Here is a 15,762-nt window from a genome sequence, read left to right as displayed (position 1 = left end):
GGGGGGCGGGGGGGGGGGGGCGCTGTGGTCCCGGGCGCCCCGCCCCCCCCGCGCGGCGGCCCCCCCCCCCGCGGGGCCCCCCCGCGCCCCCCCGGGGGGGGGGGCGCGCCCCCCCCCCCCCCCCCCCCCCCCCCCCCCCCGGCCTGACGGGAACACCCATCGCGATATAGCGAGTTCCCACGTGCGACGTTGAACGACGGGCTCAGCAACGGAAGCGGGCCGCGCGGACGTGTCCGCGCGGCCCGCCCTCCTACGGATCCGTCAGTTGCCGGCGAACTGTGCCGGAGGCGATTACGGTCGAGCCGCCACTGAGGGCGCCGGGGATCCTCCCTGGCGCCCTCAGTGGCCTTCCTGCGCAGCGGTCAGCGCGCCATGGACCGGGACACCTCCCGGGGCCTCTTCTCTTCGGACGCCGTTCGATATACGGTACACAACGCTTGTTACGTACCCGGCAGGTCGGCGCGACGATGCGCCGTATCCCCCTCTGGAGAGTCCGCTGTGACCGAGCCCGCCCAGCCCACCGAGCCCGTCGCCCCCATCAAGTACCGCAAGAACGGCCTCACGCGCGGGGTGACCGAGGAACTCGCCGAGAGCATGAAGCACGGCTGGGCCGACACCGAGCGCCACGCCCTGGAGCCGATCCCGCAGGCCGCCCACACCGAGCGCCGCCGGGCCGCGCTGTCCGCCGCCTTCCCGGGCGAGCTGCTGGTCGTCCCGTCCGGCAACCCCAAGGTGCGGGCCAACGACACCGACTACCCGTTCCGCCCCTCCTCCGACTACGTCTACCTGACCGGCGACCAGTCCCAGGACGCCGTGCTGGTGCTGGAGCCCACCGGGGAGAGCGGCCACCGGGCCGTGCTCTACCTGCGCAACCGCTCCGACATCGAGAGCGGCGAGTTCTGGCTCGACGGCCACGGCGAGCTGTGGGACGGGCGCCGCAACAGCCTGACCGAGAGCGAGCGGCTGTTCGGCCTGCCCTGCCGGGACGTCCGCACCGTGCGCGCCGACCTGGCCGCGGCCACCGCCCCGGTCCGGGTGCTGCGCGGGCACGACGCGGGGGTGGAGTCGACCCTCCAAAACAAGGCGACCGCCGAACGGGACGCCGAGTTCGAGGTCTTCCTCTCCGGGATGCGCCTGGTGAAGGACGAGTTCGAGATCGCCCAGCTGCGCCTCGCCTGCCAGGCGACCGCCCGCGGCTTCGAGGACGTGGTGCGCATCCTCGGCACGGACGCCGCGACGCCGGAGCGGCTGATCGAGGGCACCTTCTTCGTCCGGGCCCGACTGGAGGGCAACGACGTCGGCTACAGCACCATCGCCGCCGCCGGGGCGCACGCCACCACCCTGCACTGGGTGCGCAACAACGGCCAGGCCCGCCCCGGCGACCTGCTGCTGCTCGACGCCGGCGTGGAGACCGACGAGCTCTACACCGCCGACGTGACCCGCACCCTGCCGGTCTCCGGCCGCTTCACCGACATCCAGCGCAAGGTCTACGACGCGGTGCACGCCGCCCAGGCGGCCGGCATCGCCGCCGTCAGGCCGGGCGCGGACTTCCGCGACTTCCACCACGCCGCCCAGCGCGAGCTCGCCGAACACCTCACCGCCTGGGGCCTGTTCGGCGACCTCACCGCCGACAAGGTGTACGAGCTGGGCCTGCACCGCCGCTTCACCCTGGCCGGGACGGGCCACATGCTCGGCATCGACGTCCACGACTGCGCCCACTCCCGCACCGAGGAGCACGTCGACGGCACACTGCTGCCGGGCATGGTGCTCACCGTCGAGCCGGGCCTCTACTTCCAGGAGAACGACCTGACGGTGCCGGAGGAGTACCGGGGCATCGGGGTGCGGATCGAGGACGACATCCTGGTCACCGAGGACGGCAACGAGAACCTCTCCGCCGACCTCCCCCGCGGCTCCGCCGAGGTCGAGGCCTGGCTGGCCCGCCTGCGCGGCTGAGCTCCGCGGCGGCGAGGGTGCGGCCCCCCGGCCCGAGTGGGCCGCACCTCCCGGTCACTTCAACTTGCCGAGCGCCGTGGCCATCCGCCGCACCGCGGCCACGACCTCATCGGCCGGCAGGGCGGTGAAACAGAGCCGGAAGAAGCCCGGCGCCGGGTTGTGCATGACGCCGCCCGGCAGCAGCGAGACCTCGGTGGGCTTGAGGGCGAGGTAGTCGAACAGCCACTTCTCGTCCGGGTCGAGCCCCTCCGCCTTGAGCAGCTCCGCCTGGCCGTCCGCCGGGGCCGGCCGCTTGCCGAGGTACTCGGTCAGGTCGAGCCAGAAGAACATCGCGGAGTTCTCCCCGTCCTGGTGGACGTACTTGATCCCGGCCTGGTCCAGCGCGCCCTTGACGGCGCGGAAGCTGTCGCTGAGCAGCCCGGGGTACTTCTTCATCGCGTACGTGGTGTAGCGCTCGCCGTCATGGTGGGCGCTGAGCAACTCCCCGATGACGTAGGTCTTCAGCGAGTCGAACGGGGTGAACCAGGGCAGCGGGTGGGTCTTCTCGGCCGGGTCGCTGTCGCCCAGCATGACCCGGTGCACGGCGGGGTTCTTGGAGACCACGAAGCCGGTGCGGAAGCCGGACAGCCCGAAGTCCTTGGCGAAGCCCCACACCACGTGGATCCGGTTCGCGAATCCGGAGTACGCCCCCAGTGTCACCGCGCTGGTGAACGGCGTGCTGGAGCTGTCGAGTTGGGAGTGGCAGTAGATCTCGTCAGAGATGATGTGCATGTCGGTGTACGTCATCGCCCAGGCGTAGATCTCGTCGAGCAGCTGCCGGTCATAGTTGACGCCCAGCGGGTTGTGCGGGTTGGTCAGGACGAGCAGCCGCGGGCGGTGGCCGGCCTTCTGCCGCGCCTCGTAGGCCTGGACGATCAGGTCCAGGGTGAGCCGGTAGCGGTCCTTGCCCTCGGTGGGCAGGTTCACCGGGACGCACTTCAGCTTGGGCCGTTCCTCGAAGGACCAGTTGAAGCCCTGCCAGTAGGGCGCCGGGATCAGCACCTCGTCCCCCGGCTTGAGCGCCGGCGTGCCCGCGCCCTTGCGCATCAGCCCGAAGGCGATGCACTCCAGCGCGGAGGAGACACCGGCACAGCCGAAGACGTCGTCCGGGGACACGGTGCGGCCGAAGGCCCGGCCGAGCAGCTCGGCGACCTGCCCGCGCAGCTGCGGGGTGCCCGCCGAGGCCATGTACTTGATGTTCGGCTCGGGGATCAGCGCGATCTTCTTGAACACCTCCTTGTCCATCGACTGCCGGTACAGCAGGACGTTCTCGGCGACGGACAGGTTGACCGCGGTGTCCGGGGCCAGGTGCTGGTGGTAGAAGGCGAGGGCCTGCTCGAAGTCGGTCAGGCCCGCCAGTACGTCGGCGGCGGCCTCGGGCGAGGCGAGCTTGCGGTTGTTCTCGGTCATGGTCATGGTGGGTCCCCTGTCGGGTGGGAGGGTTCGACGGCGTGACGGAACGTGACCGTTCGCACGCGCACCGACCCCAGGGGATCACGCACCGCGGACGGCCGCCAGCCTTCGGCGGCCGTCCGAATGGGAAGGAGTTCAGGCGGGTGCGGTTCAGGCGGGCAGCGGCTTGACCCAGCGGCTCCACTCGGGTTGGGGCCGGTAGCCGGCGGCCTGCCAGGTGCGGTGGCCGAGGGCGTTGTCGTCCAGCACCATCGCGTCGATGCGCCGACCGCCGAGTGCGGCGAAGCGCTCCTCGGCGGCGGCGAGCAGGGCGGCGCCGATGCCCCGGCGGCGGTGCTCGGGGTCGACGGCGAGGCGGTAGAGGTGGCAGCGCCAGCCGTCCCAGCCGGCGATGACGGTGCCGAGCAGGGTGGTCGGGTCGTCGGCCGGGGCGGCGACGATCAGGCACTCCGGGTCGCGGGCGAGCAGCGCGGCCACGCCCGCCTCGTCGTCGCTGACGCTGGTGCCCTTGGCGGCGCGCGCCCAGAGGGCGAGCAGGGCGGGTATCTCCTCGGGCACGGCGGCCCGCAGCACGATCTTCTCGGTCATGTAGGCCTGTCTAGCAGGCCGTTCGGGCTCGCCGCCCGGATTTTCGGACCGTGGACGGTCAGCCGAGGCGCCACACGGTGGTGGTCTTGACCGAGGCGTCCTCCAGGTCCGCGACCACCGGCACCTGGTAGGCGGCCACGGCGGTGAACCGTTCGCGGGGCAGGTAGGCCCGGCCCGGGTCGCCGACGATCACGGTGGCGCCGCGCGCGGCGGCCCGTTCCAGGAAGGGCAGGAAGCGGGCGGCCATGGCCCGTTCGTAGAAGACGTCCCCGGCGAGCACCACCTCGGCGGGTGCGCCGTCCCCGTCCACCAGGTCGACCAGCGCGCCCGCCAGCCGTACGCCGTTGGCCTCGGCGTTCAGCTCGATCGCGGCCACCGCGTAGGCGTCGATCTCGGCGGCGCGCACCTCCTTCGCCCCGCGCAGCGCGGCCGCCACCCCGACCAGTCCGGACCCGGCGGCGATGTCCAACACCGCACGCCCGTCGACGAGTTCGGGGTGGTCCAGGACGTAGCGCGCGACCGCCACCCCGCCGGCCCAGGCGAACGCCCAGAACGGCGGCGGCAGTCCGTCCCGGCCGCGCTCGCGCTCGGTGCTCTCCCACAGCGCGATGGCGTCCTGAGCCATGTGCAGGCGGATCTCGGGCACGAAGGGAACGGGCGTCAGCTCCGTCTCCCGCCGGATGAAGGCGGGGTCGGCGTCGGCCTGGAGAGTTCGCAGCTCACTCGGCATGCCCGCAGCATAGGGCCTTCCGGGCACCACTCCCGCCCGCCCCTCAGTCGTCCTCCGCCAGGGGGATCGCCGCGGTGAGCCGGGCCCCGGTCGGGGTCGGGGTGACGGTGAGGGTGCCGTGGTGGTGGCGGGCGATGTCGCGGGCGATCGGCAGGCCCAGGCCGGTGCCGCCGTGGTCGCGGGAGCGGGCGTCGTCCAGGCGGGTGAAGCGCTCGAAGACCCGCTCGCGGTCGGCGGGCGGGATGCCGGGGCCGTCGTCCTCGACGTCCAGCAGGGCGAGGCCGCGCGCCGGGTCGGTGCCCAGGCGGACGTGCACGGTGGTGGCCGCGTGGCGGTCGGCGTTGTCCAGCAGGTTGGTGAGCAGCCGGCCGAGCCACAGCGGGATGCCGTTGACGGCGACCGCGGGGGCGAGATCGGTGGTGCGGCGGTGCGGGCCGGACGGGCGGGCGAGGACGGTGGTGGCGACCAGGTCGGTGAGGTCGATCCGCTGGCGGGGGCGGTCGTCGGTGCCGCCGGCGTCCAGGCGGGCGAGCAGCAGGAGGTCGGTGGCGAGGTTCTGCAGCCGGTCGGTGTCCGCCAGGGCACCGTGCACCAGCTCGGCGCGGACCGCCGGGTCCGGGTGGGTGTCGGCGACCTCCAGCTGGGTGCGCAACACCGCGAGCGGGCTGCGGAGTTCGTGCGAGGCGTCGGCGATGAACTGCCGCTGGCGGCGGCCGGAGGCCTCCAGCCGGTCGAGCATCGCGTTCATGGTGGCGGCGAGCCGGGCGATCTCGTCTGCGGTGCCGGGTTCGGGGACGCGGCGGTGCAGGTCCTGCCCGGTGATGGCGTCGACCTCGGCGCGGATCGCCTCCACCGGGCGCAGCGCCTGCCCGGTGACCTTCCAGGTGACCACGACCCCGGTGAGCAGCAGCAGCGGGCAGGCGACGGCCAGCCCTGCCTGGGTGATGTCCATGGCCTCGTCGGCGGCGCGCAGCGAGGCGCCCGCGTAGACGGTGACCGGCCCGTCGGCGGTGTCGGCGGTGACGGCGGCGAGCCGCTGGCGGTGGTGGTCGTACAGCGGGTCGACCTCGTCGGTGGTGTGCGAGCCGGTGCGCCGCGCGGTGGCCAGGGCGGGGCGGCCGGCCAGGTTGGGGCTGGCGGCGAGGACGGTGCCGCGGGCGTCGACGACCTGCAGGAAGTCGGTGCCGTGGGCAGGGTGCAGGACGGGCACCAGCCTTCCCTGGACGGCGAGTTGGGCGATCGACTCGGCCTGCTGCCGGGTGGCGGAGGCGGCCGAGGCGACCAGGTCGGCGTGCACGGCGGCAAGCAGTCCGGCCCCGGCCAGGGCGAGCGCGGCGGCCAGCACCGTACCGGCGGCCGCGGTGGCCCGGGCCCGTACCGTACGGGGGACGAACCGGCGCAGCAGGTAAGGGAGTTGCCGGGGTCGCACGTCAGCCGCCGGCCGGGTCGAGCCGGTAGCCGGCGCCACGCATGGTCTGCAGGGCGGCCCGGCCGAAGGGCGCGTCGATCTTGCGCCGCAGGGCGTGGACGTGCACCTCGACGATGCTCGGGTCGGCGTCGTGGTCGGCGTCCCAGACGTGGTCGAGGATCTCGCGCTTGGAGACCACCGTCCCGGCCCGGGCGGCCAGGTGCTCCAGGATCGCGAACTCGCGGGCGGTCAGGTGGGTGGGGGTGCCGGCCCGGGTGCAGGTGCGGGCGTTGGCGTCCAGCACCAAGTCGCCGAGGGTGTGCAGCCGGGGGCGCTGCCGGTCGATCCGCCGGTGCAGGGCGCGCAGCCGGGCGAGCAGCACGACGAAGGAGAAGGGCTTGGCGAGGTAGTCGTCGGCGCCGGTGTCCAGGGCCTCGGCCTCGTCCCACTCGCCGTCCTTGGCGGTGAGCATCAGGATCCCGGCCCGGCAGCCGCCCGCGCGCAGCCGGGCGCAGACCCGGTAGCCGTTGAGGCCGGGCAGCATGATGTCGAGGACGATCACGTCGTAGGGGTGGCGCTCGGCGAGGGCGAGGCCCTCGGGGCCGTTGTGGGCGGTGTCGACGGTGTGCCCGTCGGCCTCCAGCCCGCGCCGCAGCGCGGTGGCCATCCGGTGTTCGTCCTCCACGACGAGTATGTGCATCCGTTCAGGGTGCCAGGTGCTCCTGAAAGCTCCCGCTCCGGCTTAAGCGCAGGTTCAGGTACGGTCCGCCATGATCGCCGGGCGCGGCCCGGGCGGTACCGGGCCAGGCGCTGAGCGCAGCAGCCGTACGAGGCAAGGAGTACGCCCGATGACCGACCCCCTGTCGTCCACCACCCCGCCGACCGGCGCCCCGCTCGCCGGTGAGCAGCCGGAGATCCCGGAGGTGCCGCCGCTCGCGCCCCGGCGTCGGCGCGCGGAGCGGCTGCGCGCCTGGACGGGCGGGCGGGAGCGCCGGATAGCCGCCTCGGTGGCGGCGGTGGCGCTGCTCGCCGGGGGCGGGCTCGCGGTCGCGGTGGCGGCGCACGAGGGGCACGGGGAGCGCGGGCACGGGCACCGCGAGGCGGCGGCCCGGTCCGAGGACGGGAACGGGCACGGGTACGGCGAGGGGCACGGGCAGGGACACGGCCGGGAGCACGGGCGCGAAGGCGGCCACGGCGATGCCCCCGCCCCGCTGCCCTCGCTCGCCGCCTCCGCCGCCCTGGAGAAGGCCCAGGCCGCCGTCCCCGGCGGCCGCGCCGAGTCGCTGCGCCGGGTGACCGAGCAGGGCGGCGGCGCGGCCTGGGCCGTGACGGTCGTCGGCCAGGACGGCGTGCGCCACCTGGTGACGGTGGACGGCGCCGACGGCCAGCTCACCTCCAACACCGTCGTCGACGGCTCGGAGGGCTGACGTGGCCCACTCCTATGCGCCGACCACGCCCCGCCCCGCCGCGCCCGGTGACGTCCGGGCCGCCAGCAAGGTCCCCGCCGTGGACGGCTGGTTCTGGCTGGTGAAGGTGCTGACCACCGGCATGGGCGAGACCCTGTCGGACTTCCTCGCCAAGACCTTCGACCCGGTCCTGGCGGTGGGCGCCGCCGGGCTGCTGCTGGCCGTCACCCTCCTGGTGCAGCTGCGCGCCCGCCGCTGCGTGCCCGGGCTGTACTGGGCGGTGGTCGTGCTGGTGAGCGTGTTCGGCACGATGGTCGCCGACGTGGCGCACGTCGCGCTCGGCGTCCCGTACGCGCTGTCGGCCGGTGCGCTGGCGGCGGCGCTGGCGGCGCTGTTCCTGGTCTGGCACCTGGTGGAGGGCTCGCTGGCGATCGACCGGGTGACGGGCCTGCGCCGGGAGCTGTTCTACTGGGCGGCCGTGCTGCTGACCTTCGCCCTGGGCACCGCGCTCGGCGACCTGACGGCGGCCACCCTCGACCTCGGCTACCTGGTGGCCGGCCTGGGCTTCGCGGTGCTGATCTCCATCCCTGCCGTGGCGGCGCGGGCCCGCTGGGTGGGCCCGGTGGCCGGGTTCTGGTGGGCGTACGTGCTGACCCGCCCGCTGGGCGCCTCGTTCGCGGACTGGCTGGGCGTCGGCGCCGACCGCGGCGGCATCGGCCTGGGCACCGGCCCGGTCAGCCTGGCCCTGGCCGTGCTGATGGCGGTGGCCCTGGCGCTGTCCGCGCGGTCCCACCGTCGGACGGCTGGACTCACCGCCCACTGAACGTCTACATTTCTGTAGACGTCGGAGGCGCACGGCATCACCCCCCGGACAGCCGTGCGCCTCCGACATCCTGTTTTCACGTCCGCTCGTCCACCACCCGCTTGATCTTCCCGACCGAGCGCTCCAGCGTGTACGGGTCCACCACCTCGGCCGCGACCGTCACGCCCACGCCGTCCTTCACCGCCCGGACGATCGACTCCCGGGCCGCCGCCCGCAGCTCGGCGGGCGCCTCCGGGCGGGCCTCCACCCGCACCGTCAGGTGGTCCATCCGCCCCTGCCTCGTCAGCCGCAGCTGGAAGTGCGGGGCGACGCCCGGGGTGCGCAGCAGGATCTCCTCGATCTGGGTCGGGAAGAGGTTCACCCCGCGCAGGATGATCATGTCGTCGCTGCGCCCGGTGACCTTCTCCATCCGCCGGAAGGCCGGCCGCGCGGTGCCGGGCAGCAGCCGGCTGAGGTCGCGGGTGCGGTAGCGGATGACCGGCAGTGCCTCCTTGGTGAGCGAGGTGAAGACCAGCTCGCCGCTCTCCCCCTCGGGCATCACCCGGTCCGCCCCCAGCTCATCGGCCAGCGGGTCCACGACCTCCGGGTAGAAGTGGTCCTCCCAGATGTGCAGCCCGTCCTTGGTCTCCACGCACTCCTGGGCGATGCCGGGGCCGACCACCTCGGAGAGCCCGTAGATGTCGACGGCGTGCAGGTCGAGCCGCTCCTCGATCTCGCGCCGCATCTCCTCCGTCCAGGGCTCGGCGCCGAAGATGCCCACCTTCAGCGAGCTGGCGCGCGGGTCGAGGCCCTGCTTCTCGAACTCGTCCAGCAGGGTGAGCAGGTAGGACGGGGTGACCATGATGATCTCGGGGCGGAAGTCCTGGATCAGCTGCACCTGCCGGGCGGTCATGCCGCCGGAGGCCGGGATGACGGTGCAGCCGGCCCGCTCGGCTCCGTAGTGCGCGCCCAGGCCGCCGGTGAACAGCCCGTAGCCGTACGCGATGTGCACCTTGTGGCCGGGGCGGCCGCCGGCCGCGCGGATCGAGCGGGCGACCACGTCGGCCCACATGGACAAGTCGTTCTCGGTGTAGCCGACCACGGTCGGGCGCCCGGTGGTGCCGCTGGAGGCGTGGATCCGGCGGACCCGCTCCATCGGGACGGCGAACATGCCGAAGGGGTAGCCCTCGCGCAGGTCGGCCTTGGTGGTGAAGGGGAACCGGGCGAGGTCGTCCAGGGTGCGGCAGTCCTCGGGGCGCACTCCGGCCGCGTCGAACTTGCGGCGGTAGAGCTCGACGTTGTCGTACGCGTGCCGCAGGGTGGCGCGGAGGCGGTCGAGCTGGTGGGCCCGCAGTTCGTCGACGCTCATCCGCTCGCCGGCGTCCAGCAGTGCGGGTGGAATCGGCTCCCCCAGGCGTCGTCCCGGTTCGGGTGAGCTGCCGGTCATCGTCGCTCCTTCGCAGGTCGGCCGATCCTGGGAGCCCAACCGATCGTTCGGTCTGGGCAAGCCCAGGCCAAGTAATCCAGCACCCGAACCACCTGTCAAGGGCTCGCGCAGCGGCTCCGGAATGTGAAGTTCCGGCGCCTTCGCGCCGGGATCCCGCCGACGCTTGGCTGGGCGATATGAAAATCATTACGGAAGTTTGACTCGGCAGCGGCCGCTTCGGGCCCGGACGCATGGTTCAGTAGTGCGGCTTCTCCCCCGCACCCCGGAGTGATCACCTTGGCCTCGACCCCTGCGCTGGTCAGCGCGCTGCGCGAGCTCGGCGACCGGCCCGCCGTCGTCGCCGACGGACGCGCGATCAGCGGCATCGGCCTGCTGCTCGGCGTCTCCCCGCCTGGCGGCCTGCCCCGGGCCCTCGCCGAACGCGTCGCCGAACACGCCGCGCTGGCACCCTCCGCCGCCCGCGCCGCCGAGGAACGGCTCCGCTACTGGGCCGGCGTCCTCGGCCCGCCGCCGATCCGGCACACCGTGCTGCACCCGGTCACCGATCTCGCCGTCGAACTCGCCCTGGCCACCCTGCTGGCCGGCGGCACCGTGCACTGCGCCGACCCCGACCAGCGGCCCGAGCAGCAGCTCACCGCCCTCGCCGCCAACCGCACCACCCACCTCAGCCTGCCCTCCGCCCTGCTCTGGCGGCTCAGCCGCCAGCCCGGACCGGCCGAGCACGACCTCGCCGCGCTGCGCCTGGTCCTGCACGTCGGACCCGAACCCCGGCAGGACGACGTGTACGCCGCCGTCGACGCCCTCGGCGCCGTCATCGCCCACGTCCGCGCCCCGCACAGCCAGGCCGAGGCCGCCGACCGCCGCCTGCGCGCCGACACCGAGGCCGCCACCGCCGCCGCCTGGAAGCACAGCATCGGCGTCACCGCCGAACAGATCACCGAGTTCGGCGCCCACCTCGACCGGGCCGTCCTCACCGCCCTGCTGCACACCCTCCAGCAGGCCGGAGTGCTCACCGACCCCACCCGCGGCTGGTCGGAACCCGAACTCCTCGCCACCGCCCTGGTCACTCCCGCCCAGCGCCCCCGGGTCGGCCGCTGGCTGGACGCCCTCGCCCGGCACGGCCTGATCACCCGCCAGGACGGCGGCGCCCAGGGCCCGCTCTTCCACGGCGCCCCCGAACTCACCGCCGCCGAGGTCCGCGAGGCCTGGCGGCCCGCCGTCGAGACCTGGACCGACGGCCTCGGCACCGCCCCGGTCCTGGACCGGGTCCGGCGCGGCGCACTGCGCCTGCCCAAGCTGCTCACCGGCGAGGAGGCACCCCGCCCCGCCGCCGCGCCGGTCCGCTGGGCAGCCGCCCGCGGCTACCTCGGCGCCGCACTCGGCGCACTCGTGCGCACCACCGCCGAAGCCCACGGCGGACCGCATCCGCTGCGGGTCCTCGAACTCGACCGCGACGGCGCCGAGACCGCGATCGCCCGCGCCCTGGCCGCCCGGCCCCGCCAGAACGCCGACCACCACCTCGCTCCCGACGGCGGCCGCTACGACATCGTGGTCGCCACCGCCGGCGGCCGCCCCGAGGAGGAAGTCCCGGCCCTCGTCGACCTGCTCGCCCCCGGCGGCCGACTGCTGCTGCTCGCGCCCGTCACCGAACAGCTCGACCTGCTGATCACCGGCGACCCCCGCGGCCTCACCGCTCACCCCGCCGACCACTGGCGGGCCGCCCTCACCGCCGCGGGCTGCCCCACCGTGCTCACCCTGCCGGCGGACGGGCACCCGATGGGGCTGCTGGGGCAGGGGCTGTTCGCGGCGCGGGTCGACTGACTCCGGGGCACGCCGGGGCCGAGACGGCAGCGGGCCGCGCCGAGACCCGGGCAGGACGAAACCGACTCGGGCTACGATCGGGCGCATGGCCGCTTCCGTGCGTTCGATCCGCTCCCGGGCCTCACTCGGCTCGATCGGCTCCATCGGTTCCATCGGCTCGCTGCTGTCCATCGGCTCGGTCGGGTCCGTCCTCTCTATCGGATCGGTCGGCAGCGTGCTGTCCATCGGCTCGGCCGGCTCGGTCTTCAGCGCGTTCTCGGCGTGCTCCTGGCTCAGCGTCGGCTCGCTGCTGTCGGTGCGCTCACGCTGGTCCGTACGGGGCCGGCGCCCCGGGCAGGGGCCGTTCGTGGCCGACCGGTACACCTCCTGATCGGTGGTTGGGGCCGGGTCACGTACCGCCACCCGATCCGTACCATTTCGATACCGAAGCCCGGGTGAGCTGCGGGAATCCTCGCCGCGCCGGGCGGTCGCCGGGTAGGCTCCGGACTGCTCCTCCGGCCCCGGCACCGGGCGGCCCAGCGCCGCCCGCGCCGCACGCCGGGGGCAGACCCCGCGGGCCATTCGGTGGGCTCCGCGCACTCGACACCGCGCGCCAGGGCAGTCGCGCGAACGGCGAAGGGCATCGCATTGGCGGATCGGCTCACCGGAGGAGACTCCTCGCTGCTGCGGCGGATCAACGCGGCGGTCACGCTTCGGGCGCTGCGGACCGGCCACTCCGTGACCCTCACTCAGCTCGTCGGCGAGACCGGGCTCTCCCGGCCGACCGTCGAGGGCGTGATCGAGGGCCTGGTCGAGACCGGACTGGTCGCCGAGGTCGAGCAGCCCCGGGAGGACGGCCAGCCGGGCACCGGCCGGCGCGGCCGCCCGGCCCGCTGGTTCCGCTTCCGCGCCGAGGCCGGGCACATCCTCGGCATCGAGATCGGCGTGCACGACATCCGGGTCATCCTCGCCGACCTCACCGGCGAGGTGGTGGGCAGTCACTTCAAGCCGGTCGACGAGACCCTGGACGCCGAGGAGCGGCTCACCGCCGTCCGCACCGCCGTCGCCGAGGTCCTGCGAAAGGCGGGCATCTCGCGGGACAACCTGTGGGCCGTCGGCATCGGAACCCCCGGCATCGTCGACCGCGAGGGCACCATCCGGCTCGGCACCGCGATGCCCGGCTGGACCGGCCTCGACCTCGGCGCCCGACTGCGGCGCTCCTTCCGCTGCCCCGTCCTGATCGAGAACGACGCCAACCTCGCCGCCATCGCCGAACACTGGCAGGGCGCGGCCGTCGGCGCCGACGACGTGGTCTTCGTGATGGCCGGCCTCAGCCCCGGCGCCGGCTCCCTGATCAACGGCAAGCTCCACCGCGGCTACGGCGGCGCCGCCGGCGAGATCGGCGCCCTGCACCTGCTTGGCCAGGAAGTCACCCCGGAGAAGCTGCTCTCCACCACCGGCAAACCGCTCAACCCGCTGGACGAGGCCGCCGTCGCCCGCGTCCTGCGGCTCGCCCGGGAGGGCGACGAGGTGGCCAAGGTCGCCATGGACCGCTTCCTGACCAGGCTCGTCCAGGGCGTCGCCGCCCTGGTGCTCGCCATCGACCCTCAACTGGTAGTCATCGGCGGCTGGGCCGCTGGCCTGGACGGCGTCCTGGAACCGCTGCGCGAGCGGCTGGCCCAGTTCACCCTGCGCGCCCCCGAGGTGGCGCTGGCGGCGCTGGGCTCGGAGGTGGTCTCCATGGGCGCCCTGCGGGTCGCCCTGGATCACGTGGAGGACCAGCTCTTCGCGGTGGACCCGCCACGGGTCTGAGGGTCAGGGGGCGGCGTAGTCCGGGGCGGTGAGGTCGATGGTCAGCGTGTTGTCGCAGTCGTCGGTGAACGTCGCCAGCGGCCAGTCGACGTCGATCCGGACGAACTCGTTGGACAGCAGGTGCACCACCCAGACCAGACTTCGTTCGGCATCGAGCCGGGCGAGCCGCGTTGTCCCCGCCGCACGCCACCGAGCTTCCGGCGACTCGGTCAACGACCGCGACCCGGGCGCCAGTCGGCGTCCGGGTCGCGGTCTGAGGGTGGGTGCGAAATGGTTCAGGAGGCGGTGCGGACCTCGGGGGTCGCGGCGACCGGGGTGACCTCGACCAGGCCGGTCTCGCCGAAGGTCAGCTTGCAGGTGTCCGCGCGGTAGGTGGAGACGGCGAGCGCCACCAGACGGCCGGCCGAGGCGTACTGGGTGGTCATGACCAGCACCGGGGTACCCGGGGGGCGCTCCAGCAGGACGGCCTCGTCGGCCTCGGCGACACCGAGCTCGACGGCGCGGGACTCGCCGTCCACCTCCAGGCGCTCCAGCTGGCGCAGCACCGAGCGGGCGCGGTCGCTCTCGGCGCGGAAGCCGGGCAGGTGCGGCAGGGCAGAGGCCGGGACGTGCAGCGACTCGGTGGCCATCGCGCGGCCCTCGACCAGGCGGACCCGGCGGACGGTGTGCACGGTGGCACCCTCGGCGATGCCGAGGCCCTTGGCCAGCTGCGCGGAGGCCGGGGCGGTGGTGCAGTCCACCGTGCGCCAGGCCTGGCTGCGGCCGACGCCGGGCCAGCCCTCCTCCTGCCGGTTGACCGGGACGCCGACCCGCGGGGCGGCGATCAGGGTTCCGATCCCCCGGCGGCGGACCAGCCGGCCCTCCAGCTCCAGCTGGTCCAGGGCCTGCCGCAGCGTGGCCCGGGCCACCCCGAAGCGGGCGGAGAGCTCGCGCTCGTTCGGCAGGACCTGGCCGGTGGAGAACTCCGAGTCGATGGCCCGCAGCAGCACCGTGCGCAGGTGCCAGTACTTCGGTTCCGGCACCGCCGAAAGCTGTCCTGTCGTCCCGACCGTGCCCACCGTGTCCTCCACCTGGTCTTGTCCGCCCTACCACAAGGAGGGCGGATCCCGGGCCCGCTGCCCGCTGTTGCGGCAGGTGGGAGAGCGAGCCTTTATCCGTCCTTCTTTATTAAAGGTCCTTGCAGTAAGCGACCCTAGGTGCTGCGTCCGGAGATGGTCAAGACCAATGGCACGGCTTGACGCGACCGTCGCGAACATTCATGCGGCATTCACGACAGCCCCCGCGGGCGCCGTGCTACGGCCCCCGGCCGCGCGTCACGCTTCGGGGCGGACACGACCAATGGGTAGGCTGCCCGGGTGATCGTGGTGACGAGTGTGAATGTGAACGGAATCCGGGCGGCCGCCAAGAAGGGCTTCGTCGAGTGGCTGGCCGGAACGGAGGCGGACGTGATCTGCCTCCAGGAGGTGCGCTCCGAGCCCGGGCAGCTGCCCGTCGAGCTGCGCGACCTGGACGGCTGGCACGCGGTCTGGGCCCCGTCCGTCGCCAAGGGCCGGGCCGGCGTCGCGATCCTCTCCCGCCAGGAGCCGCAGCACACCACGATCGGATTCGGATCGGAGGAATTCGACGATTCCGGCCGATACGTCGAAATCGACCTCCCGGGCCTGACCGTCGCCAGCCTCTACCTGCCCTCCGGCGAGGTCGGCACCGAGCGCCAGGACGAGAAGGAACGCTTCATGGCGGAGTTCCTCCCCCACCTCACCACCCTGCGCGCCCGCGCCGCCGCCGACGGCCGCGAGGTCGTGGTCTGCGGCGACTGGAACATCGCCCACCGCCCCGAGGACCTCAAGAACTGGAAGGCCAACCAGAAGTCCGCCGGCTTCCTCCCCGAGGAACGCGCCTGGCTCTCCCGCGTCTACGACGAGGCCGGCTACGTCGACGTCGTCCGCGCCCTCCACCCCGACCGCACCGGCCCCTACTCCTGGTGGTCCTACCGCGGCCGCGCCTTCGACAACGACTCCGGCTGGAGGATTGACCTAAGTGTTTGCACAAAAGGCCTGGCTGACAGGGCTGTCGAGGCCTACGTCGAACGCGCCGCATCCCACGCCGAACGCTGGAGCGACCACGCGCCCGTCACCGTGGTGTTCGACGTGAACAACTGACGCGTGCTCTCACCCTCAATGCGCGCGAGTTCGAGCTCTACCAGGACCTGTAGGAGTACCTCTGACCTGCGGAAGCGCTGTCTTCGAACCCGCCATCGACCGTCCGACGGCTCGCGATGTGAAATGAGAGTGAACGGAGACCGGACCCATGGATGACCCCGAGCCCACCAGCTGCTCTTGTGCGTGGCCGACAGGTGGCCCTCAC

General features: G+C 73.6%; 15 protein-coding genes. 7 read left to right on the top strand and 8 right to left on the bottom strand.

The features are described from left to right. Nucleotides 1–498: 498 nt before the first annotated feature. Complete coding sequence (locus tag ACIG5E_RS15135; RefSeq protein WP_396533853.1) at nucleotides 499–1,953, top strand: aminopeptidase P family protein; 1,455 nt, start codon at nucleotides 499–501, stop codon at nucleotides 1,951–1,953. A gap of 54 nt (nucleotides 1,954–2,007) precedes the next feature. Here the strand turns inward: ACIG5E_RS15135 and ACIG5E_RS15130 are convergent, their stop codons facing one another. The 5 genes from ACIG5E_RS15130 to ACIG5E_RS15110 form a co-directional block, all read right to left on the bottom strand. Beyond that, on the bottom strand, nucleotides 2,008–3,408 hold the full coding sequence (locus tag ACIG5E_RS15130; RefSeq protein WP_396533852.1) for a pyridoxal phosphate-dependent aminotransferase: 1,401 nt from the start codon (nucleotides 3,406–3,408) through the stop codon (nucleotides 2,008–2,010). A 147-nt stretch (nucleotides 3,409–3,555) separates the two neighbouring features. Next, the gene (locus ACIG5E_RS15125; RefSeq protein ID WP_396533851.1) at nucleotides 3,556–3,993 is read right to left on the bottom strand and encodes a GNAT family N-acetyltransferase; all 438 of its coding nucleotides are present in this window, start codon (nucleotides 3,991–3,993) and stop codon (nucleotides 3,556–3,558) included. A 58-nt stretch (nucleotides 3,994–4,051) separates the two neighbouring features. Then, on the bottom strand, nucleotides 4,052–4,723 hold the full coding sequence (locus ACIG5E_RS15120) for a class I SAM-dependent methyltransferase (RefSeq protein WP_396533850.1): 672 nt from the start codon (nucleotides 4,721–4,723) through the stop codon (nucleotides 4,052–4,054). A 43-nt stretch (nucleotides 4,724–4,766) separates the two neighbouring features. Then, nucleotides 4,767–6,152, bottom strand: coding sequence for a sensor histidine kinase (locus ACIG5E_RS15115; RefSeq protein ID WP_396533849.1), 1,386 nt, complete (start codon nucleotides 6,150–6,152; stop codon nucleotides 4,767–4,769). Between the two features lies 1 nt (nucleotide 6,153). Then, complete coding sequence (locus ACIG5E_RS15110) at nucleotides 6,154–6,831, bottom strand: response regulator transcription factor (protein WP_396238593.1); 678 nt, start codon at nucleotides 6,829–6,831, stop codon at nucleotides 6,154–6,156. Between the two features lie 148 nt (nucleotides 6,832–6,979). Between ACIG5E_RS15110 and ACIG5E_RS15105 the strand changes: the two genes are divergently transcribed. Next, nucleotides 6,980–7,558 (top strand): hypothetical protein, encoded by a 579-nt coding sequence (locus ACIG5E_RS15105; RefSeq protein ID WP_396533848.1) that lies wholly within the window; start codon nucleotides 6,980–6,982, stop codon nucleotides 7,556–7,558. Nucleotide 7,559: 1 nt separating this feature from the next. Continuing rightward, nucleotides 7,560–8,360 (top strand): hypothetical protein, encoded by an 801-nt coding sequence (locus ACIG5E_RS15100; protein WP_396533847.1) that lies wholly within the window; start codon nucleotides 7,560–7,562, stop codon nucleotides 8,358–8,360. Nucleotides 8,361–8,436: 76 nt separating this feature from the next. Here the strand turns inward: ACIG5E_RS15100 and paaK are convergent, their stop codons facing one another. After that, nucleotides 8,437–9,786 carry a phenylacetate--CoA ligase PaaK gene (paaK, locus tag ACIG5E_RS15095; RefSeq protein ID WP_396533846.1) on the bottom strand — a complete coding sequence of 450 codons (1,350 nt, stop codon included), beginning with the start codon at nucleotides 9,784–9,786 and terminating at the stop codon, nucleotides 8,437–8,439. Between the two features lie 276 nt (nucleotides 9,787–10,062). Between paaK and ACIG5E_RS15090 the strand changes: the two genes are divergently transcribed. The 3 genes from ACIG5E_RS15090 to ACIG5E_RS15080 all read left to right on the top strand — a co-directional run bounded on the left by ACIG5E_RS15090 (nucleotide 10,063) and on the right by ACIG5E_RS15080 (nucleotide 13,398). Beyond that, nucleotides 10,063–11,607 (top strand): hypothetical protein, encoded by a 1,545-nt coding sequence (locus ACIG5E_RS15090; protein ID WP_396533845.1) that lies wholly within the window; start codon nucleotides 10,063–10,065, stop codon nucleotides 11,605–11,607. A gap of 85 nt (nucleotides 11,608–11,692) precedes the next feature. Continuing rightward, complete coding sequence (locus ACIG5E_RS15085; RefSeq protein WP_396533844.1) at nucleotides 11,693–11,977, top strand: hypothetical protein; 285 nt, start codon at nucleotides 11,693–11,695, stop codon at nucleotides 11,975–11,977. A gap of 257 nt (nucleotides 11,978–12,234) precedes the next feature. After that, nucleotides 12,235–13,398, top strand: coding sequence for an ROK family protein (locus ACIG5E_RS15080; RefSeq protein ID WP_396533843.1), 1,164 nt, complete (start codon nucleotides 12,235–12,237; stop codon nucleotides 13,396–13,398). Between the two features lie 3 nt (nucleotides 13,399–13,401). On the opposite strand, the gene ACIG5E_RS15075 is transcribed toward ACIG5E_RS15080, so the two are convergent. Further along, the gene (locus ACIG5E_RS15075) at nucleotides 13,402–13,524 is read right to left on the bottom strand and encodes a hypothetical protein (RefSeq protein ID WP_396533842.1); all 123 of its coding nucleotides are present in this window, start codon (nucleotides 13,522–13,524) and stop codon (nucleotides 13,402–13,404) included. A gap of 149 nt (nucleotides 13,525–13,673) precedes the next feature. Then, on the bottom strand, nucleotides 13,674–14,420 hold the full coding sequence (locus tag ACIG5E_RS15070; RefSeq protein WP_396533841.1) for a GntR family transcriptional regulator: 747 nt from the start codon (nucleotides 14,418–14,420) through the stop codon (nucleotides 13,674–13,676). Nucleotides 14,421–14,753: 333 nt separating this feature from the next. Here ACIG5E_RS15070 and ACIG5E_RS15065 point away from each other — a divergent pair, with 333 nt between their 5' ends. After that, on the top strand, nucleotides 14,754–15,557 hold the full coding sequence (locus ACIG5E_RS15065; RefSeq protein ID WP_396533840.1) for an exodeoxyribonuclease III: 804 nt from the start codon (nucleotides 14,754–14,756) through the stop codon (nucleotides 15,555–15,557). The last annotated feature ends 205 nt before the right edge of the window (nucleotides 15,558–15,762 follow it).

It is taken from the genome of Kitasatospora sp. NPDC053057, assembly GCF_044546945.1.
In the GTDB taxonomy this organism is placed as follows: domain Bacteria; phylum Actinomycetota; class Actinomycetes; order Streptomycetales; family Streptomycetaceae; genus Kitasatospora.
Note: the sequence above shows the minus strand (reverse complement) of the source record. Positions and strands in the feature narration are given on the sequence as shown.